The 13,385-nt window shown below is 69.9% G+C and carries 11 protein-coding genes; 5 read left to right on the forward strand and 6 right to left on the reverse strand.

The genetic code is table 11. The annotated features are described in order from the left end of the window. Window positions 1-15: 15 nt before the first annotated feature. Together ntrX and JCR33_RS03435 are read right to left on the reverse strand one after the other, a co-directional pair. Window positions 16-1,386 carry a nitrogen assimilation response regulator NtrX gene (gene ntrX / locus JCR33_RS03430; protein ID WP_198880625.1) on the reverse strand — a complete coding sequence of 457 codons (1,371 nt, stop codon included), beginning with the start codon at window positions 1,384-1,386 and terminating at the stop codon, window positions 16-18. Then, window positions 1,386-3,752 carry a sensor histidine kinase NtrY-like gene (locus tag JCR33_RS03435; RefSeq protein ID WP_198880626.1) on the reverse strand — a complete coding sequence of 789 codons (2,367 nt, stop codon included), beginning with the start codon at window positions 3,750-3,752 and terminating at the stop codon, window positions 1,386-1,388. Before JCR33_RS03435 ends, ntrX begins: the two co-directional genes overlap by 1 nt. A gap of 110 nt (window positions 3,753-3,862) precedes the next feature. Here JCR33_RS03435 and JCR33_RS03440 point away from each other — a divergent pair, with 110 nt between their 5' ends. Together JCR33_RS03440 and JCR33_RS03445 are read left to right on the forward strand one after the other, a co-directional pair. After that, a complete protein-coding gene (locus tag JCR33_RS03440; protein ID WP_198880627.1) occupies window positions 3,863-4,930 on the forward strand; it encodes an FAD-dependent oxidoreductase in 1,068 nt (355 codons plus the stop codon). A 50-nt stretch (window positions 4,931-4,980) separates the two neighbouring features. Continuing rightward, window positions 4,981-6,216 carry an MFS transporter gene (locus tag JCR33_RS03445; RefSeq protein WP_198880628.1) on the forward strand — a complete coding sequence of 412 codons (1,236 nt, stop codon included), beginning with the start codon at window positions 4,981-4,983 and terminating at the stop codon, window positions 6,214-6,216. 3 nt (window positions 6,217-6,219) lie between these two features. On the opposite strand, the gene JCR33_RS03450 is transcribed toward JCR33_RS03445, so the two are convergent. Together JCR33_RS03450 and JCR33_RS03455 are read right to left on the reverse strand one after the other, a co-directional pair. Continuing rightward, the gene (locus JCR33_RS03450; protein ID WP_198880629.1) at window positions 6,220-7,404 is read right to left on the reverse strand and encodes a M20/M25/M40 family metallo-hydrolase; all 1,185 of its coding nucleotides are present in this window, start codon (window positions 7,402-7,404) and stop codon (window positions 6,220-6,222) included. Beyond that, a complete protein-coding gene (locus JCR33_RS03455) occupies window positions 7,401-8,378 on the reverse strand; it encodes a quinone oxidoreductase family protein (protein ID WP_198880630.1) in 978 nt (325 codons plus the stop codon). The genes JCR33_RS03450 and JCR33_RS03455 overlap by 4 nt, the downstream gene beginning before the upstream one ends. 80 nt (window positions 8,379-8,458) lie before the next feature. Here JCR33_RS03455 and JCR33_RS03460 point away from each other — a divergent pair, with 80 nt between their 5' ends. Further along, window positions 8,459-9,640, forward strand: coding sequence for an FAD-dependent monooxygenase (locus JCR33_RS03460; protein WP_198880631.1), 1,182 nt, complete (start codon window positions 8,459-8,461; stop codon window positions 9,638-9,640). 28 nt (window positions 9,641-9,668) lie between these two features. Here JCR33_RS03460 and JCR33_RS03465 read toward each other — a convergent pair whose 3' ends face one another. Then, window positions 9,669-10,616, reverse strand: coding sequence for an AEC family transporter (locus tag JCR33_RS03465; RefSeq protein WP_198880632.1), 948 nt, complete (start codon window positions 10,614-10,616; stop codon window positions 9,669-9,671). Window positions 10,617-10,784: 168 nt separating this feature from the next. On the opposite strand from JCR33_RS03465, the gene JCR33_RS03470 reads away from it, so the two are divergent. Both JCR33_RS03470 and hspQ read left to right on the forward strand, forming a co-directional pair. Next, window positions 10,785-11,870 (forward strand): lysophospholipid acyltransferase family protein, encoded by a 1,086-nt coding sequence (locus tag JCR33_RS03470; protein ID WP_198880633.1) that lies wholly within the window; start codon window positions 10,785-10,787, stop codon window positions 11,868-11,870. Window positions 11,871-12,160: 290 nt separating this feature from the next. Then, complete coding sequence (hspQ, locus tag JCR33_RS03475) at window positions 12,161-12,490, forward strand: heat shock protein HspQ (protein ID WP_198880634.1); 330 nt, start codon at window positions 12,161-12,163, stop codon at window positions 12,488-12,490. 158 nt (window positions 12,491-12,648) lie between these two features. Here the strand turns inward: hspQ and JCR33_RS03480 are convergent, their stop codons facing one another. Next, on the reverse strand, window positions 12,649-13,257 hold the full coding sequence (locus JCR33_RS03480) for an invasion associated locus B family protein (RefSeq protein WP_232372222.1): 609 nt from the start codon (window positions 13,255-13,257) through the stop codon (window positions 12,649-12,651). Window positions 13,258-13,385 lie beyond the last annotated feature (128 nt).

Here is a 13,385-nt window from a genome sequence, read left to right on the forward strand (position 1 = left end):
CGCCTGTCATGATGGTCACGCGATCCCGAGCGTCTTCAGCTTGCGGTGCAGCGCCGAGCGCTCCATGCCGACGAACTCGGCGGTGCGGGAGACGTTGCCCGAGAAGCGGTTGATCTGGGCCTTCAGATAGTCGCGCTCGAAGATCTCGCGCGCGTCGCGCAGCGGCAGCGCCATGATGTGCTCGCCCCCCGTCTGCGAGGAGAGCGGCGGCACGATCGCGCCGATCTCGTTGGGCAGGAAGTCGGCCGAGATCGGGTCGTTGGCGTCGCCGTCGCGGGTGAGGATCAGGAGCCGCTCGACGTTGTTCTTGAGCTGGCGCACGTTGCCCGGCCAGTCGTGCGCCTGGAGCACGGCCATCGCGTCCTCGCCGATGATGCGCCGCGGCAGCCCCTGATTCTCGGCGGTCTGGCGCAGGAAGTAGTCGATCAGCATCGGCACGTCCTCGCGCCGCTGGGCGAGGGCGGGCACGCGGATCGGCACCACCGAGAGGCGGTGGAAAAGGTCCTCACGCACCCTCCCCTCGGTGATCTCCTCCTGGAGATCGCGTGCCGAGGAGGAGATGATGCGCACGTTCACCTTCACCTTCTGGGTGCCGCCGACGCGGTTGAACTCCTGCGCCACGAGGACGCGCAGGATGCGCGCCTGCGTCTCGAGCGGCATGTCGCCGATCTCGTCGAGATAGAGGGTGCCGCCGTGCGCCTCCTCGAGCGCGCCGACGGAGGCCTCGTGCCCCGGCCGCGCTTCCGAGCCGAAAAGGGCGACCTCCATGCGGTCCGGCGTGATGGTGGCGCTGTTGAGGACCACGAACGGTCCGTCCGCGCGGGCGGACTTGTTGTGGATCGTGCGCGCCACGAGCTCCTTGCCGGAGCCCGAGGGTCCCATGATCATGATGCGCGAGTTGGTCGGCGACACCTTCTCGATGGTGTTGCGCAGCTGGTTCATCACCGCCGAGCCGCCGATTAGCTCCTGATGCTCGCCGGTCTTGGTGCGCAGGCTCTCCACCTCCCGGCGCAGGCGCGAGTGCTCCAGCGCTCGCTCGGCGGCGAGCAGCAGCCGGTCGGCCTTCAGCGGCTTCTCGATGTAGTCGTAAGCCCCGCGCTTGATCGCCGACACGGCGGTCTCGATGTTGCCGTGGCCGGAGATCATCACGATGGGCAGCGCGTTGTGCTGGGCGCGGATGGTGTCGAGGAGGGCGAGGCCGTCGAGCTTGGAGCCCTGCAGCCAGATGTCGAGGAAGATGAGCTGTGGACGACGCGCCCCGATCGCCGCCAGCGTCTCGTCGCTGTCGGCCGCGGTGCGCACCTCGTAGCCTTCGTCCTCCAGGATGCCGGCGATGAGATTGCGGATGTCGATCTCGTCGTCGACGACAAGGATGTCGGATGCCATCAGCACTCCACCTGACGTTCGTCTCCGCCCGGCGCGGCGGACAACGATCCGTCCGCAGCGTCGGGGGACGCTTGTTCGTCGCTCGCCTCCGGCCCGGCGTCAAGTGAGGCCGGGGCCGCGGGGGCGTCCGCGACCTTTCTCGCCGTCGCCGTCTCGTCCGCCGCAGCGACTTCGTCGGCGGGCAGAACGAATCGGATGCAGGCGCCCCGCACATTGTCGCTCACCGCAGAGGCGTCGAGAAGCTCGATCCGGCCCCCCTGCTCCTCGGCGATCTTCTTCACGATCGCGAGACCGAGGCCCGTCCCCTTCTCGCGCGTCGTCATATAGGGCTCGAGCAGCCGTTCGCGACCCGCCTTGGGCAGACCGATGCCGTTGTCGATGATGTCGGTGACGACCTCGCCCACCTCGTTGCGGTAGAGGCGCACGCGGATCCGGCCGGGCTCGCCGCCGCGATCCTCCTCGGTGGTCTGCTCGATCGCCTCGGCGGCGTTCTTGACGAGGTTGGAGAGCGCCTGCGCGACGAGCCGCTGGTCGAAATTCGCGATGATCGGTGCATCGGGAATGTCGGTCTCGGTCACCACGTCGGGGTGACCGACGCCTTGCAGGAACACCGCCTCGCGCACGGCGTCGCGCACGTCGCGCCGCTCCATGGCGGGCGCCGGCATGCGGGCGAAGTTGGAGAACTCGTTGACCATCCGGCCGATGTCGTCGACCTGGCGGATGATCGTCTCGACGCACTGGTCGAACACCTCGTGGTCGTCGGGCTTGATCTGCTTGCCGTAGCGCCGCTTGATGCGCTCGGCCGAGAGTTGGATCGGTGTCAGCGGGTTCTTGATCTCGTGGGCGATGCGGCGGGCGACGTCGGCCCAGGCCGAGGTGCGCTGGGCGGTGACGAGGTCGGTGATGTCGTCGAGCGTCAGCACGAAGCCCGGTCGGGCCATGTCGCCGCGGTCGTTGGTGGCGCGCACGGAGATGGTGCGCTCGCGCCCGCGGCGGGGCAGGCTGATCTGCTCCGGCTTCACTCGCAGCCGGGTGAGCCCGCCGTCGGCCGACAGGATCGGCGCCATTTCGGGCACCGCGTCGACCAGGCGGTGGCCGACGATGTCCGCCTCCGCAATGTCGAGCATCTTCTGCGCCGAATGGTTGGCGAGCGTCACCACCCCTTCCGCGTCGATGCCGATGACGCCGGCCGAGACGCCGCCCAGCACCGCCTCGGTGAAGCGGCGCCGACGGTCCATCTGGTCGTTCGCCGACACGAGATCCTCGCGCTGGGACTTCAGCTGGCTCGTCATCGCGTTGAAGCGCTCGCCGAGGTGGGCGATGTCGCCGTCGAAGAAGTGGACGGGCACCTCCACGTCGAGGTCGCCCCTCGCGACGCGGTCGGAGGCGCCGATGAGATCGCGGATCGGTGCGACGAGGCGGTTCGCGAAGCCGAAGCCGATATAGATCGCGCACACCAGGAGAACGAGCGTCACGCCCGCGTAGACGAGCCCGAACGCCACGGTGATGCCGAGGCGCGAATTCTCCATCTGGATATATTCTTGGGCGTTGGCGCGGGTGAGGCGGAGGAAGCCGTTCACCTGCGGGTCCATCAGGCGGGCGATGTAGAGGTAGGTGTCGCGGTAGCTCTCGAGCTTCATGATGCCGCCCACCTGGTCGGCCTCGCCGGGTGCGATCAGCACCGGCTTGCCCTTCAGCGCCTCGCGCATGGCGTCGGGCGGCGGCATCCTCAGGTGGATCTCGGGATTGATCACCGCCTTCGTCAGCACCTCCCCGGCGCCGTTGAGGAGGAAGGCGGAGGGCAGCTGGCGCAGCCCCGCCTGGGTCTGCAGGAAGCCGTCGAAGCGGGTCGGCTCGTAGTCGTAGATGGGTTTGGCGCGATCGACGTCGCGGGCCATCGCGACGAGGTCGGAGCGCAGGACCCGCGCATGCTCGCCCACGTAGGCGTCGGCGACGGCGACGGAGTTCTCGACGATGGCGTGGGTGCGGTCCTCGAACCAGCGGTCGAGGCCGCGTGAGAGGGTGAGCGTCGCGACCACGGCGACGAGGGCCGCCGGCATCACCGCCATCACCGAGAAGAGGGCGACGATGCGCATGTGGAGGCGGGCGCCGGCGCGCCGGGCGCTGCGGGCCTTGAGGAGCTTCACCGCCTCGTAGGCCACCCCGGTGAGGAGCGCGAGGACGAGGATTGCGTTGATCACCAGAGCGATGGTGATCACCCGCGACGTCGGCTCGATGGGCGTCAGGCCGGTGAGGATGAGGAAGGTGGCCGCCACCGAGACGAGGGCGAGCGGAATGACCACGATGCCGAGCCCGCGGACGGGCGAATCGAACGGTGGCTTATATGGAACCGTGGCGTCGCTCATTCGACGCTCCTACACTTCGACAACGAGCGGACAGCTCGTATGTGAGCCTCTATGGTCTGGTCAAGCAAGCGACTGATGCCTCGACACGCGCGATTGCGGAACTTCCTACCATGCATGTGGTGATCGCGGGGGCGGGGCATGCCGCGCTGATCGCGCTGAAACGTCTCGGTGCGCCGCCCGCGGGGACGCGAATCACGCTCGTCTCGCGCGCCGACGTCGCCCACTATAGCGGCATGGTGCCCGGCTGGATCGAAGGGATCTACGACGAGGCGGAGTGCTCGATCCCCCTCCCCCCGCTCGCCGCCGCGACCGGCGCCACGTTCGTCCGCGGCGACGTCGTGGGGGCCGACGAGGCGGCGCTTCACCTGCGCGGCGGCGAACGGATCCCCTACGACCTCCTCGTCGTCAACACCGGCGCGGTGCCGCGGCCGATCCCCTCCCTCGATCCAGCGGAGGTGGTGCCGGCGAAGCCGTTCGACCGGCTCATCACGGTGCTGTCCTTCCACTTCGCCGCGCCGGACCCCGCCTTCGTCGTCGTCGGCGGCGGGATCGCCGGGGTGGAGGTCGCCGCGACGCTGCGGGCGCGCCGGCCCGAAGCGCCCGTCACGCTGGTGGAGCAGCGCGCCTCGCTCCTGCCCGCGGCGCCGCGCCTCGGCCGCCGCCTCGGCGCCGCGCTGCGGGCGCGCGGGGTGGCGGTGCACATTGGAACCTCGGTCGGGGTACGGGCGGGGCGGCGCGTCATCCTCGCGGACGGCGAGGTGGTGCCGGCCGACGCCGTCCTCACCCTCACCGGCGCCTCGCCGGCCAAGTGGCTCGACGACACCCCCTTCGCCCGCGCTCCTGACGGATTCCTCGCCGTCGACCGGCGGATGGTGAGCACCTCTCACCCCAACGTGATCGCCGTCGGCGACGTCGCCACGCGGCCCGACGACCCGCGCCCCAAGGCCGGCGTGTTCGCTGTGCGGCAAGGGCCACACCTTGCCGACGCGATCGCCGCCTTCGCGCGCGGCGATGCTCCGCCGGAGGTGAGGCTTCAGCGGCGTGCGCTGGCGCTCGTCTCGCTCGGCCACCGGCGCGCCCTCTTCGCGCGCAACGGCATCGTCGCGGAGGGAGAGTGGGCCTTCCGCCTCAAGGACCGTCTCGACCGCGCCTTCATCGCCGGTCTGCGCACTCCCTGAGGGGCGCCGAAAGAGCTGGTCGGGACCCTCGGGCGGCGCTATGAGGCCGCATGGCCCTTGCCCTGCGCGTCTTCCTCCCGTTCGCTCTCGCCTTCAACCTCTCCTTCCTGCTGCGGACCATCAACGCCGTCGCCGGGGAGCCGATTCGGGTGGAGCTGAGCCTTTCGGCGGGCGACATGGGCCTCCTCACCGGCATCTATTTCGCCGGATATGCGGTCTGCCAGATCCCGTTCGGCATCCTGATGGACCGCTACGGTCCCCGCCGGGTCCAGGCCCTGGTGTTCGCCGTGGCGGCGCTCGGCTGCCTCGTCTTCACCGTCGCGGAGAGCTTCGAGACCCTCGTCTTCGGCCGCTTCTTCATCGGCGTCGGCGCGTCGATGGCGCTGATGGCGCCGTTCACCGCCTATCGCCAGTGGTTCACCGCCGAGCGGGTGCCGCTGGTGGTCGCCGCCCACATGACGTTCGGCGCCGCCGGCAGCGCCCTGTCGGGGATCCCGACGGCGGCGCTCATCGACGTCGTCGGCTGGCGCGGCCTCTTCCTGGTGGTGGCGGTGCTCGTCGCCATCGTCGCGGCGATGACCTTCTTCGTGGTGCCGCGCCGGCACGAGCCGTCGACGTCGGTGCCGGTGCACCAGCTCACCCGTGAGCTCGGCGCCGTGCTGCGCTCCCGCGCGCTGTGGCGCCTCGCCCCTCTCGCCACCACCACGCAGGCCGGCATGCTCGGCATCCTCAGCCTGTGGATGGGGCCGTGGCTGCGCGAGGCGGCGGACCTCTCCTCCGGCGTGGCGGCGCAGTGGGTGTCGATCGCCGCCGGCGGTCTCGTCGTCGGCTTCTGGGGGTTCGGCATCCTGTCGAGCTGGGCGGCCCGGGTCGGGCGCACGATGCAGGTCTTCATCGGCGGGGCGACGCTCTATGCGCTGATGATCCTCCTCCTCATCGTCCTGCCGCCGACGACGGCGGCGCCGCTGTGGATCGGCTTCGCCGCCGTCGGCACCGTCGGGGTGATCACCTACAACCTCATCGCGCGCGAGTTCGTCCCCGAGATGGCGGGACGCGTGAACACGCTGTTGAACTTCAGCGTGTTCACGCTCGCCTTCATCTTCCAGTGGGGCTTCGGGCTGGTGCTGGAGCTCTTCCCCGATCCCACCGGCGGGGCGACGCCGGAGGGCTACAGCTTCGCCCTGTCGCTGGTGCTCGGCCTCCACCTCCTCGCCTTCCTGCCGTTCATCTTCGTCCGCCTGAAGCCGCGTGAGAGCGGTGGGACGATGGGCGAGGCCGTCGGCTGAGGCTCAGCCCCGTCCGAGGAGCTCGGCGACGGCGTCCGTCACCGCCCGCGTCGCGGCACCGAGGTCGGCAAGGCTCACCGCCTCGTCGCCGGTGAAGTCCACCCCCTCGCCGACGATCGGCGGACCGACGCCGAAGAGGGCGGTCGGAATGCCGGCGAGGGCGTAGTGGCGGGCACCGCTCACGACCGGCGCCGAGACGACGGGCACGGGCCGCCCCATGGCGTCCTCGGCATGGCGGGAGAGGATCTCGGCGAGCCGCTCGCTCGGCGGCGTCGGGGTGACGGGCTCGGCGAGGAGGAGGCGGCGGCACTCGAGCTCGGCGGGGCCGGAGTGCGCCCCCTCCAGCGTCCCGATCAGCGCGGCCTCCACCGCCTCCCCGTCCTCGTCCGGCGCGAGGCGGCGGTCGATGGTGAAGCGCACTCTGTCGGCGACGAGGTTCACCCCTCGCCCGCCCTCGATGGTGGAGATGGTGAGCGGGCGAGGCGCCTGCTTCGCCACCTCGAGCGCACGATCGAGGAGCGGGGCGGTGGCGGCCATGGCGTCGACCCCGTCCTCGGGGCGCGAGGCGTGGGCCTGCACGCCCCGCACGAGCACTTCGAGGTGCAGCACCCCCTCCTGCCCCACCACCACCTGGTAGGACGTGCCGGCGGCGATCACGGCGTCGGGCTGCGTCAGCTCGTGGCCGAGGAGAAAGGCGGGGCCGAGGAAGCCGCCGGTCTCCTCGTCGGCGGTGAGATGGAGCTCCAGCGTGCCGGAGAGCCCCGCGGGCTCGGCGACGAGATGCTCGAGGGCCGCCACGTAGGCGGCGACGTCGGCCTTCGAATCGCGCGCGCCGCGGCCGTGGAGCAACCCGTCGTGGATCTCCGCGCCGAACGGGTCGCGCCGCCAGCCGGAGCCCGCCGGCAGCGTGTCCATCGGCGCGTGGAGGGCGACCGTCGGCCCGGAGCCGAAATTGTGGCGCACGATGAGGTTCAGAACGTCGGAGCGGCCATAGTGGCGGGCGAAGGGAGCCGGCACCGGGTGGCGTTCCACCTCGAAGCCGCGCCCTTCCAGCGAGACAGCCAGCCACTCCATCGCCTCGCCCACCTCGCCCGGCGGGTTCTCCGTGTTGAGGCGGACGAGGTCCTGCAGGAAGGCGACCGCCCCGTTGGGAGCGGTCGCGGCGGGACTTGACGGGTCCTCGTTCATGGGAGGAGCACCGTGGCGCCGGTGGTCTTGCGTCCTTCGAGGGCGCGGTGGGCCTCTGCCGCGTCCTTCAGCGGGAATGTCTGATCCACCGAGATCTTCACCTTGCCGGAGCCCACCATCTCGAAGAGATCAGCAGCGTTCGCCTCGAGCCGCGCGCGCGTGCCGACATAGGTGAAGAGGGTCGGACGGGTGGCAAAGAGCGAGCCCTTCTGCGCCAGGTGGCCGAGGTTGAAGCCTTCGATCGGGCCCGACGACTGGCCGAAGCTCGCGAACAGGCCGAACGGCTTCAGACAGTCGAGCGAGCCCGGATAGGTGTCCTTGCCCACCGAATCGTAGACCACGTCGACCCCCTCCCCGTCGGTGAGCTCCTTCACCCGGGCGACGAAGTCCTCTTCGCGGTAGTTGATCACCTCGGCGTAGCCGTTCGCTTTGGCGAGCTCGGCCTTTTGCGCCGTCGACACGGTGCCGATGAGGCGCGCGCCGATCGCCTTCGCCCACTGGCCGGCGATGAGGCCGACGCCGCCCGCCGCGGCGTGGAAGAGCGCCGTGTGGGAGGGGCCGAGGGCGAACGTCTCCTTGAGGAGGTAGCGCACCGTCATGCCCTTCAGCATCATCGCGGCGGCGGTCTGGTCGTCGATCGCGTCGGGCAGCTTGAGCGCCGTCGCCGCCGGCATCGCGCGTCGCTCGGCGTAGGAGCCGATCGGCGCCGCGTAGGCGATCCGATCGCCGACGGCGAAGCCGGTGACGCCGGGACCGAGCGCCTCCACCACTCCGGCCGCCTCGTTGCCGATCACGAGCGGCAGCCCGCCCGGCGCGGGGTAAAGGCCGGAGCGGAAATAGGTGTCGAGATAGTTGAGGCCGATCGCCGTATGGCGCACCACGATCTCGCCCTCTGCGGGCGTAGGGTCCTCGATCTCGCGCCACGTGAGGACGTCGGGGCCGCCGACCTCCTCCACGAGGATGGCGTGCGTCATAATCGCTCTCCGATTTTCAGGATCGGACGTTAGTTTTGCCGGGCAAGGCAATCAAGCCGGCCGGGCGCGAGGAGGATCGAATGGACGCGAACGACACGATGGGAGCGAGCGAGACGCTGGTCGTGGACGTCGCCGTGGTGGGGGGCGGGCCGACGGGCGCGCTCGCCGCGCTCGTCGCCGCCGAGGCGGGCTGGCGGGTCGCCCTCGTCGCCCCCGCCCCCGCCCGCGACCCGCGCACGACGGCGCTCCTGATGCCCTCCGTCGCCCTCCTCGACCGGCTCGGCGTCTGGGAGGGCGTCGCCCCCCATGCGGCGGCCCTCACCAGCATGCGCATCATCGACGACACCGGCCGCCTCCCCCGCGCGCCGGAGATCGCCTTCGACGCTCACGAGATCTCGCTCGACCAGTTCGGCTTCAACGTGGAGAACGACCATCTCAACGCTGCGCTGGCCGACCGGCTCGCGAGTGCGGGGGTGAGGCACGTCGACGAGCTCGCCGAGCGCGTCCACAACGGCGAGATCGCCTCGGTGGAGGCCGGCGAGACGCGGGTGGAGGCGGAGCTGATCGTTGGCGCGGACGGCATCGATTCGGTGGTCCGCGCCGCCTCCGGCCTCGCCGTGAAGCGCTGGCGCTACAATCAGAGCGCGTTCGTGACCGTGCTGTCGCACGCCCGCCCGCACGGCAACGCGTCGATCGAGTTCCACACGCCGGGCGGGCCGTTCACGCTGGTGCCGCTGCCCGGAGAGCGCTCCTCGCTGGTGTTCGTGGAGCGGCCGGAGGTGATCGACGAGTGGGCGAGCGCCGATCCCGGCCCCCTCGCCCGCGAGCTGGAGCGGCGCGCCCACGCCGTGCTCGGCCGCATGCAGATCGACGGGCCGCGCGCGGTGATCCCCCTCGAGGGGATGGTGGCGCACCATTTCGGCGTCCGGCGCGCCGTGCTCGTGGGCGAGGCCGGTCACCGGTTGCCGCCGATCGGGGCGCAGGGCCTCAATCTCGGCATTCGCGACGTCGCGATTCTGTCCAACCTTCTGGAGCGGGCCCGACCGGGCCGCAGCCTCGCCGGTCTCGCCGATCGTTACGATTCCCATCGCCGGCTCGAGGTGGGGGTGCGCTCCACCGGGGTCGACCTCCTCAACCGCTCGCTCCTGACGAGCGCCCTCCCCTTGACGCTGCTGCGCACCGCCGGCCTCACCGCCGCCCGCGAGATCGGCCCGGTGCGGCGAGCGATGATGCGCGCGGGGCTCGCCGAGCCGCTCTTCTGACGCGCTGCCCCCCGCACGATGCGTCGCGCTAGAGGAGCCCGCTGCTGATCGCGTAGAGGATCGCGGTGACGGTGACGGCCGACACCGCCGTGCCGACGAGCACCACGTTGGAGGCCCCCTCCACGAAGCGGCCATATTGGGTGGCGAGCACGAACACGTTGGTCGCCGGGGGCAGCGCCGCCATCAGCACCGCCGTCGTGCGCCACAGCGGGTCGGCATGCACCATCCCCACCAAGACGAAGGCGAGCATCGGGTGGAGCAGCAGCTTGAACGAGAGGAAGAGCGTCAGGTCGCCCACCACCTCGCGCGTCGGCGGCCGCTGGAGGGCGACGGTCACGCCCATGGCGAAGAGCGCGCAGGGCGCCGCCGCCCCGCGCAGCATGGTGAGGAGACGGTCGACCATCACCGGCGGCTCCCAGGCGAAGGCCGCCGCGAGCGCTCCGGCGATGGTCGCCAGAATGAACGGATGGGTGAAGATGCGCACCAGGATGCGCCACGCCGTCACCATCGGCGTGCCCGTCTTCGCCCCGCCGATCGCCATCAGCACCGGCGTGAGGATGAAGAACATGGTGTTCTCGAACGCGAAGATGAGCGCCACCGGAACCGCTGCCGGCGCGCCGAGGGCGGTGATCGCGAGACCCGGCCCGAGATAGCCGTTGTTGGAGTAGGAGCCGGCGAGGGCGTGGAGGGTGGCAAGCTCCACGTCCCGCCCGGTACGGACCAGAGCGATGAGGAAGCCGGCGACGAAGATCGTCAGCGTCGTCACCACCACGGCGACGATGAAGGCGATGTTGGAGAGCTCCTCGAACGGGGTCTCGGCGAGCAGCTGGAAGAACAGCGCCGGCAGGGCGAGATAGAGGATGAAGATGTTCAGCCACTCGAGGCCGCTCGCCGGTCGGCGCACGATCCGTCCCGCGACGAAGCCGAGGAAGATCAGCCCGAAGAAGGGCACGGTGAGCGAGAGCACCTCGCGCATGAAAAATCGGCTCCAAGGGGGAGGATCGGGCGGGGAGCGTTAGAGCATCGGCGAGGCCCCCGGTAAAGGCTTCGGCGCGCCTTCGGGCGGCGCCGGGCTCGCGGGCATGGCCGAGGCTTTACCCGACCCGCACGCGATGCCATCTACCGGCCGCAATAGGAGTTCCGCGTGCCCACCCAGTCCGCCAACAGCGCCCCGCCGAAACGCCGCCATGCGAAGCGGGGCTTCGAGCGCACCCTCCTGGGGCTGCGCTATCGTCTGGAATATGTCCTGGTGCGCGTGGTGGGCTTCGGCTTGCGCCACATTCCCGTCGAGATGGCGTCCGGGCTGATGGGGGCGATCATGGGGCTGGTGATGCCGCTCACCGCGCGCCATGCGCGGGCGCTGGAGCATCTGCGCTTCGCCCTCCCCGAGCTAGAGGAGGCGGAGCGGCGCTCCATCGCCCGGCGGATGTGGGTGCACCTCGGCCGCGTCGCCGGGGAGTCGTTTCAGATCGACAAGATCATGGCCGATACGCGCCGCGTCAGCCTGCCGCCCGACTTCGACCATTTCCGCGAACTCTGCCGCGACGGGGCGATCAACGCCGCCGTGCATCTCGGAAACTGGGAGATCGGCGGGGTGATGCCGCGGGCGGCGGGTCTGCAGCTCGCCGGCGTCTACCAGCCGCTGCACAACCCCTATGTGGAACGCTATCTGAAATCGCTGCGAGCGAGCGCCTACCCCGCCGGCCTCTTCGCCAAGGGGCCGAAGGTGGGGCACACCCTCGTCAACCTCGTGCGGCAGGGGGCGGGGATCGGCCTCGTCGCCGACTTCCGCGAGATGCGCGGCGTGGGCGTGACCTTCTTCGGCCAGCCCGCCTTCGCGACGCCGCTGCCGGCGATGCTGGCGCGGGCGACGGGGCGACCGATCATCGCGGGCGCGGTGATCCGCACCCATGGGGTGCATTTCCGCGGCGTGCTCGCTCACGTTCCGGTGAAGCAGACCGACGATCGGGAGCGCGACATCGCGGAGGCGACGCAGGCGCTGCACGATGTCTACGAGCGGTGGATCCGCGAGGCCCCGGAGCAGTGGATGTGGACGCACCGCAAGTGGGCCCGCTCCCGCCGGCGAGAGCTCACGGTGGCGACCGCCGAGCCGGACGAGGCGGCCGCGTCTTCCGACACCGCACCGGATCACGCCGAGGTGGTGGCGCCTCCCGGCCCCCTCCCCGCGCAATCCGCGCCGGAACCGGAGCGGGCGGCACGTTCACGATGAATAACGGTTGACCCCTGAGGAGACTTGCGCCCGTACCACGCCACAAGTAACCGTATGATCTTTAGCAGCCGCGCCTTGTGCGAAGCTGACCATGGAGCTGAACCGGTCATGGGTGAACCACATTATGAGGGTCAGACAGTGTACCGGATCGGTTTTGCGGAGGACGCGGCAGCCACGTGGCACCGGGGTTGCAGCGGCTCAGTGATGGCAGTCCGGGGTCGGCCGGCGCATGCAGCGCCATCTCAGTTCCATGTTAAGGTCGCCGTGCGGCCGCGCGTTGGGTAGCACTCATGAAGAAAATCAAGACTGCGAAATTTCAGCTCGGGCAGGTGGTGCGCCACCGCGTCTTCAGCTTCCGCGGTGTTATCTTCGACGTGGACCCCACCTTCTCCAATACCGAGGAGTGGTGGGAGGCGATCCCCGAGGACATTCGGCCCCGCCGCGACCAGCCCTTCTATCACCTGTTCGCCGAGAACGACGAGACCGAGTACATCGCCTACGTGTCGGAGCAGAATCTCCTGCCCGACGACACGGGCGAGCCGGTGCGTCACCCCCAGGTGAGCGACATGTTCGAGCGCCGCGACGGCGCCTACTGCGCCCGCAGCAGCAACTTCCACTGAAGCCGCACCCGCGACCGACCGACAGAAACGAAAAAAGCGTCGGAGCGTGGCTCCGGCGCTTTTTTGTCGACATCGACGGTCTCCGCAAGGCTCCCGAAAGACCCGCGAGGACCCCGAAAGAAGAGGAGCGGCGGTCGCGCGCCGCCGCTCGAACGGCCTTACTGGCTCGACTCTTCCACCGCCTTGCGCTGTTCGGCGACGAGACGGTCGCGCATCTTCTGCGCCTTGTCCTCGAGCTGACGCTGAAGGTCCGCCTGCTTCTGCTGCAGCTCCTGCGGGTTGATGCCTTCCCCGTCGTAGGCGGAGGTGAAGCCGATCAGGGTGAGGTCGAACCGCACGGGCTTGGCCTGCTGGTTGACCGTCGTGAGCTGCAGCTTGCCGCCCGCCTTCAGGCGGGTGACGAAGCCCGCATCGATGGCGAGCTCGGCATAGCAGGCATTCGGGAAACAGATCGAGTAGCGCGCCTGTTCGGCCTTGCTGCCGTCGATCTGCAACTGGACGCCGGGCTGGATCAGCATCCCCACGGGCACCGACACCAGCAGGCTCTTGCGCGCCTCGCCGGGGGTCTCCCGGATCGCCACCGACGCCAGGAACTGGCCGGAGTCGGTCCGCAGCTCCTGCGTGATCAGGCAAAGCTGCTTGTTTGCCTTCGGGTCCGTGTTGCAGATCTTCACCCAGGCGTTGTCGTCCTGAGCCGACGCCGGTGCCGTCGGCAAGGCCGCGGCGGTCGCGATCGCCATCATGGCCATCAGTTGAACCAGACGCATGGTCAATTCCCCCGTACTCAAAGAGATCGTTGCAGCGGGTCGCGCCCCGCCATTCACCGAACGCTTAGACCGCGTGGAGCAAATTGGCTAGAACGCCGTGCCCCGAGACGGCGAAAAAACACTGTGCC

This window comes from Acuticoccus mangrovi, from assembly GCF_016411865.1.
In the GTDB taxonomy this organism is placed as follows: Bacteria; Pseudomonadota; Alphaproteobacteria; order Rhizobiales; family Amorphaceae; genus Acuticoccus; species Acuticoccus mangrovi.

What these genes read in the sequence shown, in the direction of transcription:
- ntrX (WP_198880625.1), bottom strand. Translation starts at nt 1,386, where the DNA reads ATGGCATCCGACATCCTTGTCGTCGACGACGAGATCGACATCCGCAAT.
- JCR33_RS03435 (WP_198880626.1), bottom strand. Translation starts at nt 3,752, where the DNA reads ATGAGCGACGCCACGGTTCCATATAAGCCACCGTTCGATTCGCCCGTC.
- JCR33_RS03440 (WP_198880627.1), top strand. Translation starts at nt 3,863, where the DNA reads ATGCATGTGGTGATCGCGGGGGCGGGGCATGCCGCGCTGATCGCGCTG.
- JCR33_RS03445 (WP_198880628.1), top strand. Translation starts at nt 4,981, where the DNA reads ATGGCCCTTGCCCTGCGCGTCTTCCTCCCGTTCGCTCTCGCCTTCAAC.
- JCR33_RS03450 (WP_198880629.1), bottom strand. Translation starts at nt 7,404, where the DNA reads ATGAACGAGGACCCGTCAAGTCCCGCCGCGACCGCTCCCAACGGGGCG.
- JCR33_RS03455 (WP_198880630.1), bottom strand. Translation starts at nt 8,378, where the DNA reads ATGACGCACGCCATCCTCGTGGAGGAGGTCGGCGGCCCCGACGTCCTC.
- JCR33_RS03460 (WP_198880631.1), top strand. Translation starts at nt 8,459, where the DNA reads ATGGACGCGAACGACACGATGGGAGCGAGCGAGACGCTGGTCGTGGAC.
- JCR33_RS03465 (WP_198880632.1), bottom strand. Translation starts at nt 10,616, where the DNA reads ATGCGCGAGGTGCTCTCGCTCACCGTGCCCTTCTTCGGGCTGATCTTC.
- hspQ (WP_198880634.1), top strand. Translation starts at nt 12,161, where the DNA reads ATGAAGAAAATCAAGACTGCGAAATTTCAGCTCGGGCAGGTGGTGCGC.
- JCR33_RS03480 (WP_232372222.1), bottom strand. Translation starts at nt 13,257, where the DNA reads ATGCGTCTGGTTCAACTGATGGCCATGATGGCGATCGCGACCGCCGCG.